19 protein-coding genes and 1 tRNA gene are annotated in these 20,596 nt (G+C 28.2%); 17 read left to right on the plus strand and 3 right to left on the minus strand.

Going from position 1 to position 20,596, the window contains the following annotated elements:
- From recA to ACWXVQ_RS02490, 14 genes are all read left to right on the plus strand, one after another.
- Nucleotides 1-999, plus strand: a complete 999-nt coding sequence (gene recA / locus ACWXVQ_RS02425) for a recombinase RecA (RefSeq protein WP_456013496.1) — start codon at nucleotides 1-3, stop codon at nucleotides 997-999.
- A 76-nt stretch (nucleotides 1,000-1,075) separates the two neighbouring features.
- Nucleotides 1,076-1,882, plus strand: a complete 807-nt coding sequence (locus ACWXVQ_RS02430; protein WP_438340388.1) for a YmdB family metallophosphoesterase — start codon at nucleotides 1,076-1,078, stop codon at nucleotides 1,880-1,882.
- The gene (locus tag ACWXVQ_RS02435) at nucleotides 1,882-2,313 is read left to right on the plus strand and encodes a transcription antitermination factor NusB (protein ID WP_438340387.1); all 432 of its coding nucleotides are present in this window, start codon (nucleotides 1,882-1,884) and stop codon (nucleotides 2,311-2,313) included. The genes ACWXVQ_RS02430 and ACWXVQ_RS02435 overlap by 1 nt, the downstream gene beginning before the upstream one ends.
- Nucleotide 2,314: 1 nt before the next feature.
- Entirely contained in the window at nucleotides 2,315-3,061 is a 747-nt protein-coding gene (locus tag ACWXVQ_RS02440) for an SAM-dependent methyltransferase (protein ID WP_438340386.1), read from the plus strand.
- The gene (locus ACWXVQ_RS02445; RefSeq protein ID WP_456013497.1) at nucleotides 3,054-4,229 is read left to right on the plus strand and encodes an aminotransferase class V-fold PLP-dependent enzyme; all 1,176 of its coding nucleotides are present in this window, start codon (nucleotides 3,054-3,056) and stop codon (nucleotides 4,227-4,229) included. The genes ACWXVQ_RS02440 and ACWXVQ_RS02445 overlap by 8 nt, the downstream gene beginning before the upstream one ends.
- Nucleotides 4,201-4,641 (plus strand): iron-sulfur cluster assembly scaffold protein, encoded by a 441-nt coding sequence (locus ACWXVQ_RS02450; RefSeq protein ID WP_438340384.1) that lies wholly within the window; start codon nucleotides 4,201-4,203, stop codon nucleotides 4,639-4,641. The genes ACWXVQ_RS02445 and ACWXVQ_RS02450 overlap by 29 nt, the downstream gene beginning before the upstream one ends.
- On the plus strand, nucleotides 4,634-5,881 hold the full coding sequence (locus ACWXVQ_RS02455) for a Y-family DNA polymerase (RefSeq protein ID WP_455993822.1): 1,248 nt from the start codon (nucleotides 4,634-4,636) through the stop codon (nucleotides 5,879-5,881). The genes ACWXVQ_RS02450 and ACWXVQ_RS02455 overlap by 8 nt, the downstream gene beginning before the upstream one ends.
- A complete protein-coding gene (locus ACWXVQ_RS02460) occupies nucleotides 5,882-6,985 on the plus strand; it encodes a nicotinate-nucleotide adenylyltransferase (RefSeq protein ID WP_456013499.1) in 1,104 nt (367 codons plus the stop codon). It abuts the gene before it with no gap.
- Nucleotides 6,986-7,198: 213 nt separating this feature from the next.
- Nucleotides 7,199-8,998 (plus strand): molecular chaperone DnaK, encoded by a 1,800-nt coding sequence (dnaK, locus tag ACWXVQ_RS02465; protein WP_438340381.1) that lies wholly within the window; start codon nucleotides 7,199-7,201, stop codon nucleotides 8,996-8,998.
- Nucleotides 8,999-9,150: 152 nt separating this feature from the next.
- Complete coding sequence (locus ACWXVQ_RS02470) at nucleotides 9,151-10,950, plus strand: ABC transporter permease (protein WP_456013500.1); 1,800 nt, start codon at nucleotides 9,151-9,153, stop codon at nucleotides 10,948-10,950.
- A gap of 2 nt (nucleotides 10,951-10,952) precedes the next feature.
- A complete protein-coding gene (locus tag ACWXVQ_RS02475) occupies nucleotides 10,953-11,657 on the plus strand; it encodes an ATP-binding cassette domain-containing protein (protein ID WP_438340379.1) in 705 nt (234 codons plus the stop codon).
- Nucleotides 11,635-12,612 carry an aromatic motif membrane protein gene (locus ACWXVQ_RS02480; RefSeq protein ID WP_456013502.1) on the plus strand — a complete coding sequence of 326 codons (978 nt, stop codon included), beginning with the start codon at nucleotides 11,635-11,637 and terminating at the stop codon, nucleotides 12,610-12,612. The genes ACWXVQ_RS02475 and ACWXVQ_RS02480 overlap by 23 nt, the downstream gene beginning before the upstream one ends.
- Entirely contained in the window at nucleotides 12,599-13,429 is an 831-nt protein-coding gene (locus tag ACWXVQ_RS02485) for an aromatic motif membrane protein (RefSeq protein WP_456013504.1), read from the plus strand. Before ACWXVQ_RS02480 ends, ACWXVQ_RS02485 begins: the two co-directional genes overlap by 14 nt.
- A 4-nt stretch (nucleotides 13,430-13,433) precedes the next feature.
- The gene (locus tag ACWXVQ_RS02490) at nucleotides 13,434-14,318 is read left to right on the plus strand and encodes an aromatic motif membrane protein (protein WP_438340376.1); all 885 of its coding nucleotides are present in this window, start codon (nucleotides 13,434-13,436) and stop codon (nucleotides 14,316-14,318) included.
- A 56-nt stretch (nucleotides 14,319-14,374) separates the two neighbouring features.
- Here ACWXVQ_RS02490 and pepF read toward each other — a convergent pair whose 3' ends face one another.
- A complete protein-coding gene (gene pepF, locus ACWXVQ_RS02495; protein ID WP_455966151.1) occupies nucleotides 14,375-16,207 on the minus strand; it encodes an oligoendopeptidase F in 1,833 nt (610 codons plus the stop codon).
- Between the two features lie 52 nt (nucleotides 16,208-16,259).
- Nucleotides 16,260-16,787 (minus strand): adenine phosphoribosyltransferase, encoded by a 528-nt coding sequence (locus ACWXVQ_RS02500; protein ID WP_444704823.1) that lies wholly within the window; start codon nucleotides 16,785-16,787, stop codon nucleotides 16,260-16,262.
- A 173-nt stretch (nucleotides 16,788-16,960) separates the two neighbouring features.
- On the opposite strand from ACWXVQ_RS02500, the gene ACWXVQ_RS02505 reads away from it, so the two are divergent.
- From ACWXVQ_RS02505 to ACWXVQ_RS02515, 3 genes are all read left to right on the plus strand, one after another.
- On the plus strand, nucleotides 16,961-17,731 hold the full coding sequence (locus tag ACWXVQ_RS02505; RefSeq protein ID WP_456013505.1) for a hypothetical protein: 771 nt from the start codon (nucleotides 16,961-16,963) through the stop codon (nucleotides 17,729-17,731).
- A gap of 33 nt (nucleotides 17,732-17,764) precedes the next feature.
- On the plus strand, nucleotides 17,765-19,507 hold the full coding sequence (locus ACWXVQ_RS02510; RefSeq protein WP_456013506.1) for an MATE family efflux transporter: 1,743 nt from the start codon (nucleotides 17,765-17,767) through the stop codon (nucleotides 19,505-19,507).
- Nucleotides 19,508-19,747: 240 nt separating this feature from the next.
- Nucleotides 19,748-19,837: transfer RNA gene (locus ACWXVQ_RS02515), tRNA-Ser, on the plus strand.
- 52 nt (nucleotides 19,838-19,889) lie between these two features.
- On the opposite strand, the gene ACWXVQ_RS02520 is transcribed toward ACWXVQ_RS02515, so the two are convergent.
- Nucleotides 19,890-20,429 (minus strand): isochorismatase family cysteine hydrolase, encoded by a 540-nt coding sequence (locus ACWXVQ_RS02520; RefSeq protein ID WP_456012590.1) that lies wholly within the window; start codon nucleotides 20,427-20,429, stop codon nucleotides 19,890-19,892.
- Between the last annotated feature and the right edge of the window lie 167 nt (nucleotides 20,430-20,596).

A 20,596-nucleotide genomic window follows, 5' to 3' on the forward strand; every position in this document is an offset into this window, starting at 1 on the left:
ATGAATGAAACAAACACAAAAAAGGTTCTTAATATTGATCAAATTTTGAAGGAAATTGAAAAAGAATTCGGTAAGGAATCAATTATGTTATTAGGAGAAGAACCTAACATAATTCCAGAAACTTTTAGTTCCGGTTCTTTAAACATTGATAATATTCTTGGAATTGGTGGATGACCAAGAGGCAGAATTGTTGAGATATTTGGTCCTGAAAGCAGTGGAAAAACTACATTGGCATTACATGCAATTGCCGAAATTCATAAGAATGGCGGTATTGCTGCTTTTATTGATGCTGAACATTCTATTGACCCAATATATGCTAAAAACCTTGGCGTCGATATTAAAAATTTAATTCTAGCTCAACCAAATTCCGGTGAAGAGGCATTAGAAATAGCTGACAGATTAGCCAAAACCGGTGCAGTCGATTTGATTGTTATTGATTCAGTGGCCGCATTAGTTCCAGAAGTTGAACTAAATGGTGAAATGCGAGACCAAACAATTGGTGCTCAAGCTCGATTAATGTCGAAAGCATTAAGAAAAATTACCGGTACATTATCTAAAAATAAAACAACGATTATATTTCTTAATCAAATAAGGGAAAAAATTGGAGTATTGTTTGGTAATCCAGAAACTACAACTGGCGGTAAGGCGCTTAAGTTCTATTCTTCGATTAGGCTTGAGGTAAGAAAGTCACAAAATATAACTAGCAACGGTGATATAACGGGGAATCAAATTAAATGTAAGGTTGTTAAAAATAAATTAGCCCCACCATACAAAAGTGCACAAATTGAAATTGTATTTTCAAAAGGTGTATCTAGGGTTAATGAGATTATTCAATTAGCAGAGGAATTTATGATTATTTCTCGTAAAGGTTCATGATATAACTATAATGGCCAAAATATTGCCCAAGGTCAAATTAATTTATCGCTATTGTTACAAACAAATAATGAACTTTATAGTGAAATTTATAATCAGGTCATTGAAAAATTAAACAATGTCTAATGTTTATTAACAATGTGTTTACTTATAAAGACTTGTTTGATCTAAAAAAACGTTAAATTATATATAATTTAAAACTATGAAAAAAGAGAATATAAACATTTTATTTCTTGGTGATATATTTGGAAACCCAGGTATTGATTTTGTTATAAAGAATTTAGACAAAATTATTAAAGACGAGAATATAGACTTTGTAATAGCACAATCTGAAAATGTTTCTGGTAGAAAGGGCTTTATTCCTGAACATTACTTTCAATTAAAAAATGCGGGGGTTAATGCCTTTACATTGGGTAACCATGTTTGAGCTAAACATGAAATAATGGATATAATTGATAATAATGACTTAATTAGACCTGTTAACATAGATCAAGGCTATCCAGGGTCAGGTATTAGACTATTTGATGTTAAAGGGAATAAAATTGCTGTTATATCATTTATGGGGATAACTTTTAATCCCCTATTGCAACCTTGGAAACAAGAGGTTGCCAATAACTTTTTTGATAAGTTTGATGAGGTATACAGCTTATATAAAGCTGATTATTATATAGTTGATTTTCATGCCGAAACAACATCAGAGAAATCTGTTTTTGGTTTGTATGTTGATGGAAAAGCTGATGCACTTATCGGTACCCATACACATATTCAAACAAATGATGCTAAAATTCTTCCGCATGGAACATATTATTTAACTGACGCCGGAATGTGCGGCCCAAGGGATTGCGCTATTGGTTCTAATTTTGAAGAAGTTTATCAAAAAATGAGATATGATGCAAGATTGCCATTTAAAGTATCAAACAATAAGTGTCAGTTTAATGGTGTAGTTTTTACGCTAACTAAAAATAAAGATAAAAAAATGATTAAATTAATAAATTTCTTGGAGAAGTAATGAAAGAAAAAAAACAAATAAGCATGAAAGGCAATTTTCTAGTTAAAAAGTATAATTATCGAAAAAACATCATTTTTTATCTTTATCAATCAGAACTATTTAGTGTGCATTTAGATACGAGCGTTATTGTTAATAATCCTCTAAATGAAATAAATCCTTGTGAAATACAAGCGTTGCAAATAATAGAGTCAAAATATGAAACCTTAAAAAAAATTATTGAGAAGTTTATACTAGAAACATGAGAGTGAGAGCGAATTAGCCCATTAATTAGAGCAATATTAATATTTGGTGTTTATGAACTAACTTACAATGATAGTAGCGTAGTGATATATGAATTGGTTAATATTACTAAGCTTTTTTCACCTGGCAATGATTATAAATTTGTTAATAAAATTCTCGATAAAATTTCTAAACAAATAATTAATAAATAGTATGAAAAAAACCTTGAAACAGTTAATAAAGGAAAAATTTTTATTGGATGAAAAAACCATCGATTCTTTAGCAATGCAAGGAAGGATAATTGTAAATAATGAAAAAGTTTTTTACCCAACATTAAGATTTAGTGATGATTGTGTTATTACCATTAAACAAAAAAAGGATAATTATGTTTCACGTGGCGCATACAAATTGAAAGAAGCAATTAAGGAATATGGTATTAACGTGGAGGATAAAGTTTGTTTAGATATTGGCTCTTCAACGGGTGGATTTGTTCAGGTATTATTAGAAAACAAAGCAAGAAAGGTTTATGCTCTTGATTCGGGCACAAACCAATTAGCTTTTTCTTTAAGAATAAATGATAAGGTCGTTGTATATGAAAAGACAAACCTTAAGGTAATAAATAATAATTTATTCGGTGAGGATATAAACTTAGTGACTTGTGATGTTTCTTTCATAAGTTTAAAATATGTTTTTGAGGTTTGCAATAGGACCTTTGGTAATGGTGTTTTATTAGTTGCTTTAATTAAACCTCAATTTGAAGCAAGCAGCAAATATGTTGAACCTGGTGGATATGTTCCTAAACAACATCATGAATATATAATTAATAAAGTGATTAATATAGCTAGGGAAAATAATTTTATATTACTAAAGCCTATTATTGAGAGCCCAATCCGTGGGGAGAAGTCAAAAAATATTGAATATCTTTCTTTTTTTGTTAAACAGGAGAAAAAAAATGACTAATGAACAAAGAGAAAAAATTTTTCCTATGTTTAAAAATAATCCTAATATTATCTATTTAGATAACGCTGCCTTAACATTTAAGCCTAATGTAGTGATAAAAAAAGGGATGGAATTTTATGAAAAGTATTCAATTTCAACTCGTACTGCTGATTCGAAACTAGGAATAAAATTAAACAGTGATCTACAAAGAATTAGACGTGATGTTGCTATGTTTATTAATGCTGATCCTGAAGAGATAATTTTTACTTCGGGTACAACTGAAAGTTTAAATTTGGTGGCGCAGATGCTTTCAAAGGTTGTAGAGAGTGGTGAAATATTATTTACTTATTTTAACCATTCTTCTGCAATTGTTCCCTTTCTTGAAAATTTTAGCATTAAAAATATAAGATTTAGATATTGTTTTGACGGTGAGGACATTATAAAATCTATTAATAAAAATACACGAATTATTGTTTTACCTCAATTAACAAATAATTTTCAAATAAATCTTGATATTAAGAAAATATACTCACTTTGTAGAGAAAATAATATTATTTTAATAAACGATGCAGCCCAAGCTATTGTACATAGTAATGTTGATTTTCGCTATTGTGATGTTATTGCATTTTCTGGCAATAAATTATATGGTCCAACTGGGACTGGAATATTAGCTATAAAAAATAATATTTTAAAAAATCTTCGACCTTCAAAATGAGGTGGTGGCCAGGTGCAAAATATTTTAGAATCAAATAATTGAGTAATGAGAAATTCATCCTCTAAGTGAGAACCCGGCACACCAAATTTTGCTGGCATTATCCAATTAGGAAGGGCAATTGAATTTTTTAAAAGTTTTAATGTTACAGAATTATTTAAATATGAGAAAGAAATTGCGATATATGCCTATGAGAAATTGCAAACTTTGCCTAATGTTTTAATTGATTCTAAAAAAGGCGATACGATAATTTTGTTTAATATTAGAGGCGTTCCGGCCCAGGATGTCGCATCATATCTAGGGAACAGAAATATTTATGTGAGATCTGGTGCTTTTTGCGCTTATAAATTTAAAGATACAAACAAATATTGTAGTTCATATGTAAGAGTATCGTTAGCAATGTATAACAATAAAGGAGATATTGATAAATTAATTAAGGAATTAAAAAATGGGGGTAATTTTATTGAAATCATTTAGTACCCAAGAAAAACAACAAATAATATTTAATTCTTATTCTGAACCAAAGCATAGTTTATCTATTCCAAGAGGAAATGGTATAAAAGAACATTCAAGAGTTTGCGTTGATGATATAGAGCTAAATTTACTATTTGAAAATGATAAATTAATTGATGCAAAGTATTATGCAACCGGATGCGCTATTTTTATTTCAAGTGTGGAATTGATGATTGATCAAGTTTTAAATAAAGATAAGAGCGAAATTTTATGTATTCTGGAAGAGTACTTTAAATTAATTAACAGAGAAGAACAAATAGATATAAATATTGATTTAGGTAAATTGTTGGTATTTGAAAATGTTAAGGTTCATCTTAATCGTTTAGAATGTGCCTCAATAGTTTATCGCGCTTTTAAAAAAGGATTAAATGGCTAAGGTTATATTTCATATTGATATGGATGCATTCTTTGTAAGTTGCGAGAGATCAAAGAATGAAAATTTAAAAAACAAACCAGTGGTAATTGCTTTGAATTCAAGAAGAGCAATCATTTCTGCTATGTCTTATGAAGTAAAAAAACAAGGCTTTAAAAGTGGAGATCCCCTTTTTAAAGTAAGAGATAAGATTAAGGATTTAATTGTTATTTCACCTCATTATCAACTTTATTCTTTAATGTCTAAAAAAATTTTTAATTTTATAAAAACAAACTATTCTAATATGTTGGAAGTTTATTCAATTGATGAATGTTACTTAGATGTTACTAATAATATTAAAAAGAATGGCAATGCGATAGATTTTGCTAGAAAAATACAAAATGATATCCTTAATGTATTTGACATTCCCTGCTCAATAGGTATTTCTTATACAAAATTTTTAGCAAAAATGTCTACAAACAAGGCAAAACCATTTGGTATTTTGGAAACAAAAAAGGAAGATATTAAAAAACATTTTTATGATTTAGGTGTTGAAAAAATTTTTGGTATTGGTAAAGCTAATTCAAAAAAAATAATTAGTTATAACATTAAGACTTGAGCAGATTTAGTAAATTGTGATAATGATATTTTTTTAAGAAGCGTTTTTGGCAAAAATTATTTTAAACTTGTTGAAAATTTAAAGGGAATTAATACAGGGATTGATCATATATTTTATAGCGATGCTAAAAGTATAAGTAATAGCAAAACATTTATTACTGACGACTCTAGTGATAGACTTTTTTTGCTTAATGAATTAAAGAAAATTACTCAAAATGTATGTCTTAGAGCGAGTGACGCAAATTTAGAGGCTAAACAAGTTTCTGTTATGCTAAGACGCCAAAATAAGATATGGATTTCAAAAAACAAAAGCATTTCAACTTGAACTAGCAACTTTGATTTGATATGAAAAAATGTTGAATTGATTTTTGATTCTTTGTGAGATGAAGAGCCACTTCGTGGTTTGGGGGTAAGTATTGGTAATTTAAGGACAATTTTTAATTCTGATTCTTCATTTGATATACTTTCTAGCGATTCAAAAAATATGGTTGAAAAAATAATTAATGAACAAAATTTTATAAATGGTAATAATTTATTAAAAACTTTATATCAATATAGCATGGAAAAAAATATCAATACAGACAATATAAAATTTCTAAGAAAGAATTCAAAGACAAAAAACAAGAGAATTAGTTTGGAGGATTAAATGAAAATAGGAATATATGGTGGTAGTTTTAATCCAATTCATAAAGGCCATATTAGCTTAGCAAAATTCGCAATAAATGAGCTTTCATTAGATAGGTTATATTTTGTGCCCACTAATAAAAACCCCTTTAAGAATAGTAGTGAGTATGTTGCTAATAACCATCGCATTAATATGATCAATATGGTCTTGGAAGATAAAATGTTTTTGTCTGAGTTTGAAACCAATAGAAAAGGTAATTCATACACAATTGATACAATAAATTATTTTAGAAGCAAATTCCCTAATGATGAACTTTATTTATTTATTGGCACTGATAATGTACCCATGTTAAATAAATGAAAAAAAATTGATGAGATTGCTAATAAAGTAAAAATTTGTGCATTTAACCGCGGTAATAAGTTTTCAAAAGTTAATGCGAAAAAATTTAATGTAAGAATTTTGAACAATACTATTTATAATTTTTCTTCAACAAAATATAGAAAAGGTGATTTTTCGCAAGTAGAAGATAGAGTACAAAAATACATCGGTGAAAATTTTTTATATTTTGAGGAAATTGCTAAAAATCTAATCTTTGATATTAAAGATAAAGAAAAGCAATTTAGATATTTTCACTTAAAATGGACGGCAGAATTTGCTATAAAGCTTGCAAAATTAAATAATTATAAAATAAAAAATGCTTACCAAGCGGGTTATGCTCATGATATAACCAAGAATTGGAATGAACAAGATGCATATGATTTTTTGGAAAAATACGGATTTAGTCGAACAAATTTGGAGCCATATAAATTGCATCAAACCACAGCCTTTTTTTGGTTAAGAGATGTTTATAAATATAATAATCCGGAAGTCCTCTCAGCAATTAAAAAGCATACTTCATTAGATATAGAATTATCGTTGCTTGATAAGATTCTTTATGTTGCTGATAAGATAAGTCAGGGTCGTAGATGAGAAGGAATAGAAAAAATAAGACAACTAAGCTTTCAAAATTTTGATAAAGCATTTTCATATATTGTTTCAAGGTGTGCAAAATATGAATCTGATGTTAGAGGTCATTGCTTCAGTGAGGCGCAAAAAGAAATATATAAAAAATGAGGTGAAAATTAAAACCTCATTTTTTATATATCCAAGGTTTTTAGAGATAACAAATCAATTAGCAATAATTCGCTAATCAATGAAATTTAATAATAAAAATAAAAATTAGCACTCATTTTATTAAAGTGCTAAAAAATATGGTACAATTATTTTATAAATTATTGAAAGATGATTTAAATATGTAAAAAATCTTAATCTTAAATTTAAAAAAAGGAGATAAAGAATATGACAAAAGAAGTTATTTTAGGAATTGACCTTGGTACAACTAACTCTGTGGTTTCGATTGTTGAAAACGGAACTCCTAAGGTTTTAGAAAATCCAAATGGTAAGAGAACTACCCCATCTGTTGTTGCCTTTAAAAACGGCGAAACAATAATTGGTGAGAGTGCAAAAAGACAATTAGAGACAAATCCAGATAGTATTGCCTCAATTAAAAGATTAATGGGTGGTTCAAAAACTGTTAAAGCAAATCAAAAAGATTATAAACCTGAGGAAATTAGTGCCTTAATTCTTTCATATATGAAAGAGTATGCGCAAAAGAAAATTGGGAGCGCAGTTAAAAAAGCAGTTATTACAGTTCCAGCGTATTTTGATAATGCGCAACGTGAAGCAACTAAAAATGCCGGTATTATTGCAGGTCTAGATGTTGTTAGAATTATCAATGAACCAACTGCAGCAGCATTAGCATTTGGGTTAGATAAGTCAAAAGATGAAAATCACAAAATATTAGTATTTGACCTTGGGGGCGGTACTTTTGACGTTTCTATTCTTGAAATGGAAAATGGAACATTTGAAGTGTTATCAACCTCTGGCGATAATCATTTAGGTGGTGACGATTGAGACCACAAAATTGTTGATTGACTAATTAAAGAAATAAGCAATAAGTATAAATACGATGCTAGAAATGATAAGATGGCGATGGCTAGATTGAAAGAAGAAGCAGAAAGAGCAAAAATTTCACTTTCAGAATCATTGGTTGCAAACATTTCACTTCCATTTTTAGCTATGAATGAAAATGGTCCAATTAATGTTGAATTAGAGCTAAAAAGATCAGAATTTGAGGCAATGACTTCGGACTTATTAGAAAAAACTAAAAAGCCATTGCTTGATGCATTAAATGAAGCAAAATTAAATTGAAATGATATTACCGAAGTTTTATTGGTTGGTGGTTCAACAAGAATGCCAGCTGTTCAAAAAATAGTTTCTGATATTACTGGCAAAAAACCAAATAATTCAATTAATCCTGATGAGGTAGTTAGTGTTGGCGCTGCTATTCAGGGCGCAGTTCTTGCTGGCGATATTCAAGATGTTCTATTGCTTGATGTTACTCCGTTGACCCTAGGTATTGTTGTTGAGGGAGATATTGTCGCACCTTTAATCCCAAGAAATACTACTATTCCTGTAACAAGAAGTCAAATCTTTTCAACTGCCGCAGATAATCAAACCTCTGTATCGATTGTTGTTACACAAGGTGAAAGACAAATGGCACAAGATAATAAATTTTTGGGAAGATTTGATCTTAGCGGAATAAGCCCTGCACCAAGAGGAGTGCCACAAATTGAAGTAAGTTTTTCAATTGATGTTAATGGTATTACCAAGGTTACAGCCAAAGATAAAAAGACAAATCAAGAACAAAGCATTACTATTCAAAATACATCTTCATTATCGAAGGAAGATGTTGAAAAAATGGTGCAAGAAGCCGAACTTAATAGAGAAGCTGATCAGAAAAAACGTCGCGAAATTGAATTGACTGTTAGAGCAGAACAATTAATTCATCAAATTGACAAAACTCTCGAATCAGAAGAAGCTAAAAAAATAGAGGAATCACAACTTTCTGAAATTAAAAAGGTTAAGGAAGATATCCAAAAAGAATTGAATGATAAAAATTATGATGAATTAGAAAAGAAAATAAATGATTTTGAACAAAAAATGTCTCAAGCTATGGAGTTCATAAAGAAGCAACAACAGCAACAACAACAAAATACAACCCCACAAACAGATGAGAATAATACTGAAATGAACTAATTTATAATATATTAAAAACCACTTATCAGTGGTTTTTTAATTACATTTTTATTTAAAAAATTGCATTAAAAATATAATTATAATTATAAAAAATATGTATTATTACTAATTTAATATATAATTATATATTATAAATTTGAAAGGTCTAAAAAATGAAAACTTCAGCATTTAAATATTCGAAATTTGCATTTAATACTGTTTTTAAGAAGAAAAGTTCGATTATCATTCCTGCTATAACTTTAATTTTTTCATTTATAGTTGGTTTTGTATTTAAATTTGTGATTAGCGAAAAATATTTGACGCTTGCTTCATATCTTTATATTTTTTCTGTTCTTATAGTAACTGTATTATTTGCATCTATTAAGGCGCTAAATATTTTTAAAGATTTCGAACAGGAAGGATTAGAGCTTGTTAGCATTGCTAAACCGATCTCAAGAAAAGGGCTGGTTTTAGGCAAATTACTATCATTAATATACTTCGGTTTATTGTGATCAACAGTTCTTTTTATTTCTTCATTATTGTCAACATACGCATTATATTCAGGAGCAAATCTGTTTTTATATTCGCTATTATTTTTTGTTATCTCCTTAGCATCTTACTTAATGATTGCTTTAATTACAGCGCTAATAGGATATAAGCTAAGCCAAAAAATTGCTATTACATTGCCTTTGGTGTTTTTTATTCCATTAGCTCTTGGTGGTTCTTTATTGTCAGCTAACGCAACAACAAATGTTAATAACGCCGCTTACTTTATTAATAAGAAATATCCATATCACTTTTCTGGCAATGAAGCAAATGTTGAACCATATTTTATAAACAATAATAAGGATGAGTTGTTAATTATTCCCAACGGATCTCAAAATAAGCAATTTTCAAACGAGCAAGTTTCATATCTTAGAGAGGTAATGAAACTTGCTAATAATTCATCGAGTGAGTGGCAATTTTATTCATGATTATCTATTCCATATCAATTACTAGATATTTTTAATACTAAAAACCAAAATGTTTTTGAGTCAATTAGCAAAACTAAATACTCAAATCAAGATAATTATATTTATTATAACAATCTAGATAGCATTTTATATAAATATAAGTTAGACGAAAATCCTAAATTGCCTAAATTTACGGTTACATCCAAAGAAGGTAATATTGAAAAGTATATTGTTCCAGGATTGTTAAAATCTAATTCAGTTATACCTAATACTATTAATACTGATATTATTTATGCGAGAGAGGGAGCATCTAGCGTTAATATTTCATTCCCTGAGGATAACTCACAATTTTCTGCCGAAAACAATATTGTAGGGAGATTAAAATGACAATATGTTTATGAAGCATTAAATGATAAAATTTTTAACAATATAGCTAAAAGATTTGTTGATGATTTTATAAAGAATAAAACATCTGAAAATGTTATTGATTTGCATAATGAATTAACAAAAGGTATTTCTACTTTTATAAATAATTTAGAAAGTCCAATTAATCAATATTTGAATTCAAATGTTACAGTATTCAACGAAAACGCTGTTAAAGAAAAGAAATTGCAATCAGAAATAGAGAGAAAAATATATTTAGGCGTTGCATTACTAAACTATATATATTTTAATTACCAAAATAATAAAATTTTTGAAGCAGTTATAAAAAATCCAAAAAGTTCAAGTTCATATGGCGATAATCAAATTGAATTAAAAATAGCTGGTTTCAATTATTACATCGGAGGATATGCAGGGTTTGAAAAGAGACTTTTTGTTAAGAATGAAAAAGTTTTAATTAGATACGAGTTAACAACAAGCCCTACAAACTATCTTTTCCAATCTGCGGATAAAGTGTTTGCTATAAATCGTGAAAAACAAATTGTTAATAAAAATGTTTACTTTATTTTATGAGCAATTTTGATTGGTGTATTATTTGCTTCAGTTTTTGCTTTATACAAGAGAAAGGATTACAAGTAATTATGGAAAATATTCTAGAAATCATTAATCTAAAAAAAATCTTTCCAAAAACTGATCGCGGAATTAAATCAATTAATTTTGCTATAAAGCACGGTGCATTTCATGCCTTTATCGGAGAAAACGGTGCCGGTAAAACAACAACAATAAAAACAATTATTGGTGCATATGCAAATTATGAGGGTGATATTTTAATAAATAATATTAATATTAAAAAAGCAGAAGCACGTTCAATTATTGGATATGTTCCAGAAGTTGCTGAATTTCCGAAAGAATTAACCGTTTTTGATTATCTTTACAATCTTTCAATACTATCGAATATCAAAAAAACTGATGCTATTAATGAAATTAAAAACTACCTTAAATTTTTTAATATAGAACAGTTATTATATGAAAGGCCTTATACATTTTCTTCTGGACAAAAAAAGAAGATTTTATTAATTCAAGCACTATTGCATAAGCCAAAACTATTAATTCTCGATGAACCAGCGGCTAATTTGGATCCGACAGCTAGATTTGAACTTTTTTCATTGTTAAAAGATATTAATGAAAATGAAAAAATTACAATTTTAATTAGTTCCCATGTTTTGGCTGAAATCGATAAATATGTTAACTCTGTAACCCTAATACATAATGGCAATATCTTATATACCGGAATTAAAAAAGAACCATTAGAAAAACTATTTTATGAAAAAGTTATATCTAACTAGCTTGGTTTTGCCGATATTACCGCTTTGTGCTATTAGTTGTGCTAACATAAAAAATATTAAAGATACTTCTATCGATTTTCCTAAAAAACAAAGAAAAGAATATTATAGAAATGAGTCAATTAGCTTATTACTTGATTTCTTTGCTAAAAATAATCTTAATGAAAAAAATATTTACATTTTTCAACAAGAAAATAAATCAGATTCTAAATTTAACGAATTAAAATATGCTTTTGTTTATGATCCTGTATTTATTCAAAATAGCGTTCATAAAAACCAAGATTATCGTCCTTTGGCGTTAACTTCAATGCAGGTTATTAAAAATACATTATCGAATGATTGATATTGAACGTTGAATAATTTATCTAAATTTAAGTACATTTTTAATCCTTATGGCGATAGATATAAAACTTTTGCCAAAGAGCAAGAATACTTTAATGAGGTTAGAAAAAAATTTAATTCTCTTTCTATTAGCGTGCGAGATAATACACCTAAAAAATTGATTAAAATGCCTTTTAAGGATATACCTGAACTTAAAAAATATAATGTCTTCACAGACAAGGAAATTGTTTATCTTTTATTTGATAATAACAAGGTAATTAAGATTTGGAAATTTATAGATAAGGGAATCCCTAAACTTTTGATAGTTCCAGATATTCTTATTTTTAAAAATGAAATGAATATTGAAGATCAACTAAAACAACTAGAAGAAAAAATTTTTGAGAAGCGTGTTAAAACTTTCAAATCGAATTTAGAATCAGCAAAAGAAGATGCCGAACTAGAAAATGAGCCATTTGATGAAAAAACTTTTATTAAGCCATACATTGATGAAAAATATATTGAATTTCACGCTATATATCAATATAATGATGATCTAGCTGATGTTTTAAATGAAATAAATAAAGAAGAACTTAAAATATTTAAATTTACTATGAGGTTTATCGATGAAAAAAAATAATAAGATTATTTTATCTACTTCATTTATTTCAGTCTTACCTTTATCATATGGGCTAGTTTCATGTATTAATAATGAGCCAAGCACTCAATTAAGAAATAATATTCCTAAAGGTTTTGAATATATTCCTAATATTGAAAATCCTGATGAAGAGAGAACCAACTTATTGATAAAGCAGTTAATAGACCTAAGATTTAAAGGCGATGAAGTAGCAAAAACAAATTTTCTTGAGTCTCAAAAAGATGAGAAGAAGCTTTTTGATGAAGCAAAAAAAATAACCAAAAAGTTTACCGATGAAAATAATGAGGAAAACATTAAAAATTTAAGGGATTTTTATTCTAAAAATTGACTATTTGTTATAAAAAACATTAAAAGATTTACATGAACTTTTTTGGATTGATGAAAATTTCCGGATTTTGGTCAAGTTAAGCATAGCGATGAATTTATCGCAGCTTTAAAAAACCATGCAGAAAAATTTGAACCAAATGATGCAAATTTTATTGATAACAACTGGGATCAATTGAGGGAAGGAGATGAATCGCCTGAATCCAAAGATGATATTTTTTATCTTAAGAAAAACAAGTTCTTATTAAGAATTTTGATTTCTAAAAATAAAAGTGATAAAAGTTTTTTGACTTTTGATAGGATGATTTATTTTCCTAAATCAATATCTTCGAAGATATCAATTAAGTTAGTTTCAGATGCTGTTCACAATGCGATTATTCATCATAACAAACGTGGATTTGATGCTTTTGAGAATGTTGTTGTTAAGAACTATAATTTTCCAGCACTTGGTTTATTAATATTGAAGGACATATAATATTATGAAGCGAAAAAAAATAATTCTTTCTGGTCTAGCCCTTGCTACATTATTTGCACCAATTGCTGTTATATCATGCCAAAATACGAGTCAGCAAAATAACAAATCTAAATTATCCTCAATAGCTGTTAATGATGAAAAAGAGAAAAAATGAGATGTTTTTTTGAAATATGAATATGTTAATTCACTTCTTGATTTAGCCTTTAAAAACAATGCTGATAAAAATGCCTATATACAAAAACAAAAAAGGATAAATGATAACTATTTAACCGAGATTAAAGATTATTTGCTTTATGCCAATAATGTTATTGCATTTTTTAAATCAAATGATAATTTTAATTCAAAGAATAAGGTCATTGCTTTGGAAAAATATCGCCCTGAATTAGCTAAACTTTTTAAAGATAATTGATTATGGTTTTTGTTTAATCTTGATCGATTTACGTTTGCTCTTTATGAAGCTTTTAATCAATTTAAAGGTATTACTGACATTTTAAGTAAAGAGCTTCAAAAAAACAGTTTGGATCTAGGGTCATTTAATCGCCCTAAAACAAATGAAATGCTTCAATATGTTATTGAAGAAAGTTCACAAAATAATAAAGATTCCTATGATGTTTATTTATTAACTAAGCAAGGTATTATTCTCGAATTATCGATTACTAAAAAATCTGACGGAAATTCAGAAGTCTCAATTTTTACATATTCTCATATTTATCCGGCTTTGTTTCAAAATGAAGCTATTTTAAAGAAATTTGATCTTGCAAAATATGTAAGAGCCTTGAGATTATACAAAACAAGCGCCGATAAGGCTTATATAAAAACTTTATTCGATGAAGAATTTGGCGGTGAACCGCTTAGATTCACAATTGTCTATGTTGATGATTCAAAATAAAAATAAATATTTATTTTAAAAACTAAAACTCACAAAATTAATTGTGAGTTTTTTATTTATTTATTTTTTGTAAAAATTTTGTTTCCTAATTTTATATACTCATTAACCTTGTCATCAAGAATTTCGAAAGCCATATTATAAATTTCTTTTGAATATACATCGACACCAGCGTCCCTTAAGACATTAACCGGTCAATCTTTATCCCCTGCTGATAGAAAGTTGTTAACATAATTTTCTAATGCGCTTTTTCCTTCGACTTTATATTTTTGAAAGAAGAAGTTTGCCACAATGTAACCGAGTGCATATTTATAAACATAAAAATATGAAAAGAAATGCGGCACCATAACGCTATGAATATTTATTGGATTGCCAATTTTTACTTCATTTTCACTTATTTGATATTTTTTTGATACATCAACATAAATTTTTTCAATAGCTTCATATGAATTAAGTGGTTCATTATTATCAATGCGATTATATAATTCATATTCAAAATTAGACCAATGTGTTTGTCTTAATACTGTGACGACAAAGTCATTAATGCTTTCATTAAGTAAAAAGAATTTTTCTTCATCCGTTTTTGCTTTTGAAATTAAATAATCATTTAGTAATAACTCATTAAATATTGAAGCTATTTCGGCTATGAATACAGTGTATTGACTTCGATATACACTTTGGTTTTTATTTGAAAAATATGAATGCATTGAGTGTCCCATTTCATGGCATAAGGTGTTCACAGAGTTGAATGTATTATCTCAGTTCATTAAAATATAAAGCTTATTAATTCCATGCGTTGAACCAATTGAATATGCTCCCGATCTTTTTGAGGGAACATTTATATAATCTATTCATCTTTCTTTGATAGCTCTATCAACTATTTTTGGGTATTCATATGGCATTACCGAGGTTATGTCTTTTAATATTTTTTGGCCATCCTTAATTGAATATGAATTCTTGATTTTTATCAAATCAAGCGAAGTATCTCATAATTCCATTTTTTTATTGAATTTAGCTTCAAAGAATTTAGCATGCGCATTATGATATTTTTTAAATATATCTATATTTGAAATTACGCTTTCATAAATAATTTCAAGCAATTTTTTGTCAACATGGTCATTCATTAAAATTGAATCAAGCGTTGAAGGATATTTTCGATGTAGGGCATTAACCGATAACTCCTTGATATATTGATATAACATTTTGGCTAAAATTTGTTTATGTTTTAAATAACCATTCAAATAATTAAAATAGCTTTCTTTTCTTACTCGTTCATCAGCGTGTTTTCTAAATGATTGCATGCTTGCTCTTGTAATTTCATGTTTTTTGCCATGTCTATCGTGTGCATAGCCAAATGTAATTTCACTATCGGTTAAAACACCAAACAATTCAGTTACATCTGGATGACCAGAGATTGTATCGTTTAAATATGTTTCAATCTTATCATCCAATTTATGATCTAGTTCAAGCAATATTGCCTCAAGATCTTTTTTTACTTCCTTTAATTCTGGTTTATTTAGCCATTCCTTAATTTTTTGTTTATGTCGATCAATACGATTAATTTCTGAGCCCAATCTTTTTGCGTATTTGGCATTTGTTGCTTCAAAAGTTGCTATCATCTCATTGATTTTAGGATCAATAATGTTTATATTTAATTTATTCGATAGATAGTTTTCAATTTTGTTACTCAACAAAATGAATTCCTCATTTAGTTTTATTGAAGCAACAAAATTATCAAAATTATCATATTTTGAATCTTTTATTTCTATTTGTTTCTCAAACAAGGCAAAATATTCATCAAAAAGTTGCTGATATGTTTTATTGCCTAAAATATCTTCCAGGTCAAAGCGATATTCTGACTCAATTTCTTCATATTTACTATATTTTTTCATTAATACCTCCTCGATAAAATTAAATTATACAAAAAATAAGTTCTAGCAGAACTTACTTATTATTATCTTTATCTATAAAAATTAAGCTATCAATTTCACAGTTTAATCTTTTTCTTGCATTAAAACCGTCAAGTTCCATTAGCACAATAATTTTTAGGATTTCAACTCCTTGATCCTTCAACAATTTTGTTATTGCTTCTAAGGTTCCTCCGGTAGCTAGAACATCGTCAATAATAACTGCTTTTTGTCCCGGTTTTACTAATCCCTTTTGAATTTCAAGGATTGAGCGCCCATACTCTAAACCATAAGCACAACTAATAACTTCGCCAGGCAGTTTCCCCTTTTTTCTTACCATAATAAAAGGTTTAGATAATTTAGCGGCTACAGGAGTGCCAAAAAGGAATCCTCTAGCGTCTGGTCCGACGATAATGTCTGCATCTTTAGCTAATTCTGACATAGTATTAATTGTGTAATTTAGGGCATTACCGTTAGCCAAAAGAAGAGATATATCCTTAAATTTAACACCTGGTTCAGGAAAGTTTTCAACTGTTCTAATATATTTTTTTAATTCCATAGCCATAATATTATATTACAAATTTACTTATAAAATAAGTAGTTACAAAAATTAAAATTTAGAAGTAATTGTATTTTTTATAAAAACATTTTTAAAAAATATACTTAATTTTAAATCAAAAATATTGTCAAATGTTTCTTAGAACCTTCGATTCTGATAAAAGTGCTATAATTCTAATTATGAATAGTAAATATGTATATATTGATTTTGAAGCGATATCAAATCCTTTTGCAAGATTATTAGCAATTCCAGCTAATACTCCCTTTGCTTATACAGTGGGTGCTTTAAATCAAAATGGAAAATTCGAAACAAGAACATTTATTATTGATTTTTTAAAAATTAAATCAATAAAAGGCATTTGATCAACATTGAAGCAAAATATAATAAAACATATATACGATATTAATTCAAAAATTGATATTAATGAAATTACATTTATAGGCCATAATCCAACATTAGAAAAGCAAATATTAATAAAATTGTTTCCAAAAAATTTGGTTAATCCATTATTAGATCCCTCGTGTCCTGTTTTATCTTTATCTAAACTCACAGGGCCAAAATTTAGTAAGGAATATTTCCCTAATATAAAGAAGGCCATTAATCAGTCTGACGTTATATCATTAAAAAAACGAACCGCAGGTCGAAACGGTGCAATTGCTGCTTTTGTAGGCTTTTGGTTGTATGTTAATTCAGTTTCACATTTAAGAGCCAATGATAAAAGAAAGAAATATATGCTCAATCTTAATAAAAATTTAGTTATTAAGGAACTTAGACATTATTCAGGTGATGATGTTAATAAAATGATATTTTTAGCTTCTGACCCAGAAAGAACAGATTTGTTAATAAAAAGATATTTATATAAAAAAGATTTTTTAAAGTTAATAAAAAATATTGATTTTGATGATAATTTGACACTAAAAGAAATTAAGGAGAAGATTTGAATTCTTTAATTTAAATTTTAAATATTTTAGAAAGGAGTAATTATGTCATCTAATGTTTTAAAGAAAGAAAAAAAGCATTATTTGAGAAGATTGCTGCCTCAATCTAAGCATGATTTAAAGCTCTATTTTTCAAAAACATGGCCAATAATTATTGGTGAAATTTTGTTTTGCTTAAATGGTTTTTTAGATAACTTTATGGTAAGTCACATTCCTTCGGGAATTGATGCCTTAACTTACGCCAATACTTACACTGGAATTATATATACAATATTTTTTGCTATACAAGGTATTGCAGGTATGTTTGTTGGCCAATATTATGGTAGAAAAGACTTTGATAAGGTTAAACAAATTATGAACCTTAGAATATGGATGTATTTATTTATAAGTATTTTGCTTGCTGTGGCTTCTTGAAGTCAGCCGACTGCATTGATACATCTTATTGGCGGTGCCAAGATTAAGGGTGCAGCTCTAAATGAGGCAAGAATGTATTTAATGCTTATTGCAATTTCGTGAGTTTTGACATCCTTTAACTTTAACACGAATATGCAACTCAATGAAACTGGTCATTCAAATCTAGCTTTTATTTCAGCATGTCTAACTCTTGCTACAAATGCTACAATAAATTCTATTTTGTTGTATGCATTTAAGGGTCATGCTTATTATGCGGCTTTTGGTTCTATTGTTAGTGGATTGGTATGTTTGTTGTCAGATTCCTTATTAACTTACTATAAGGATAGACCAATATTTATTAACATTTTCAAAATTCACTATATAACTAGGCCGATTGCAAAGCAAATATTAAAACGCATACCTGCTATGTTAATAACAATTGTTGCAATGGTTATTCTACCTATTAGAATGATCATTTGAGCTAGAGCCTTTCCGGATGATTTGGCAAACGGTTCCGGAATCGGGGAAAAGTGAATGGGAATTAACGCAGTTACAATTTTAGGTTTAGTTGAGAGTCTCTCATCGATAACATCGGCCATTACCTCTGCCTGTTCATCTAATGTTTCATATTTTGTCGCTGGTAACCTAGGCAGAAATAATTTTGAAGAAGCAAAAAAACACGGTTATGCTCTAAGGGGTTTTCATACTATTTCAGGTTTTTGTATGTCATTGATTATGTTAGGCGTTATTTTTGGTATTGCCTATTCACCCGCTACATCAAAAGGGACACAGGAATCCATTTCTCATAATATTGAGTTTTATTTAAGATCAAGTGACCCGAAGTTAATACAATCAGTGTTTGATGTTCAACTAAAATCTGGAGTAATTGATCCGCAAATAATTAATAAGGTAACTCAAATGCTTAAAGATGTTAGAAATGGACAATCAGATTTCGGCAATAGAGAGATTATTGAATTTCTTAGATTGCCCGTTGTTTTGGAATGAATAAGTCTAATGAAGGCTCAGGTTGCATCAACATTTACTAGAATATTTTTGCTTACATCATTAACATTTTTATTTATTAATCCTATTTGGTGTTGGTTCTATACAGCCGCTGCATTGCCAGGGGCTGGCGGAAGGAATATTGTTGGTTCATTAACTATGTTATCTGCGCATTGATTATCATTTATGTGATTAATAATCCTAACATTTGCAATCATTATACCGCTACGAAATAATCATACAAGCTCTTTGAGCCTCGAATTGTCATATTTTCTATATTTTTCAATTGATTTCGTTAGATGAGGGATATTTGAAATTGTAGCAGCTAAGGTTAATTGATTAAGAAATGTGACTGAAGAGAACCAACATAAGAAACCAAAAACAATTTCGTAAATTAGCATAATTAATATAATTTTTCATTGCTATAAAAAAAATATTTGGCGGTTAGTATCAATACTAATCTAATTTAAATTATTTGCGCAGCTAAGAATTCGAGCACTTTTGACATTAATATTAGAATTTTTTTAGGTAAGCAAGTTACGAGAGTAATATGTTTGGTAAGAAGTATATAAAGATAAAATTAAAATAAAATGCTTAAATAGTTTTTTGTTTATAATTTATATTGTTAAAAAAGGGCAATTACCCAAGCGGCCGAAGGGGACAGTCTCGAAAATTGTTAGGAGTTAATAGCTCGCAAGGGTTCAAATCCCTTATTGCCCGCCATATTATTTTAAAAATGAAATATCCAAAAAAGTAGGCATCTCAAAGGCCTACTTTATTTAATTTTTATACCACTGTTTTTCATTAATTCAAGTGCAAAATCATGATATGCTTTTCTACTATGATTTTCATTTTCAAATGTATCAACAAGTTCTTTATAAATGATAATTTCCTTATCTAAACCCTTAAAATTAAGATATGTTTTCAAGGTAAGGGCAAATTGCAATATGCAAATATCAGTGCAACATCCTAGGATTTCAAATACATCATATTTATAAATTAAGTCAATTAAACCTGATTTAACAAAGGCAAAAAAAGCGTTGGTTGAGTTTTTTTTAATAACATCGGTTACATATGGTTTTAGTTCGTCTACTATTTCAGCTTCTCATGTTTCTTCTAAACAATGTAAAGGGTATGATTGCATTTCTACGTCATTTTCCTTGTGTGAGTCGCAAACAAATAACATTTTTTCATTTTTATTTTTAAATAAATACTTTTCAATCTTTGGGATTAGATTATTGATATGAATGCTTGCCATTTTTCCTTTGTTACAAAAACCGTTTAGCATATCAATTACAAAAATTATTTTATTCATTATACCCTCTTAATATTAATTTTATAGAATCAATGTATTAAGCTCTTCTATTAAAAAGACCTAGCTATCGTGAATTATTTTAACATTTTTTAAAAAACAATATAATATTAATTTGGATACATCTTTTGTGGGACATAGAGACATATAAATGTTGGTGTATCTAAAGT

It is taken from the genome of Mycoplasma sp. 527, assembly GCF_053851595.1.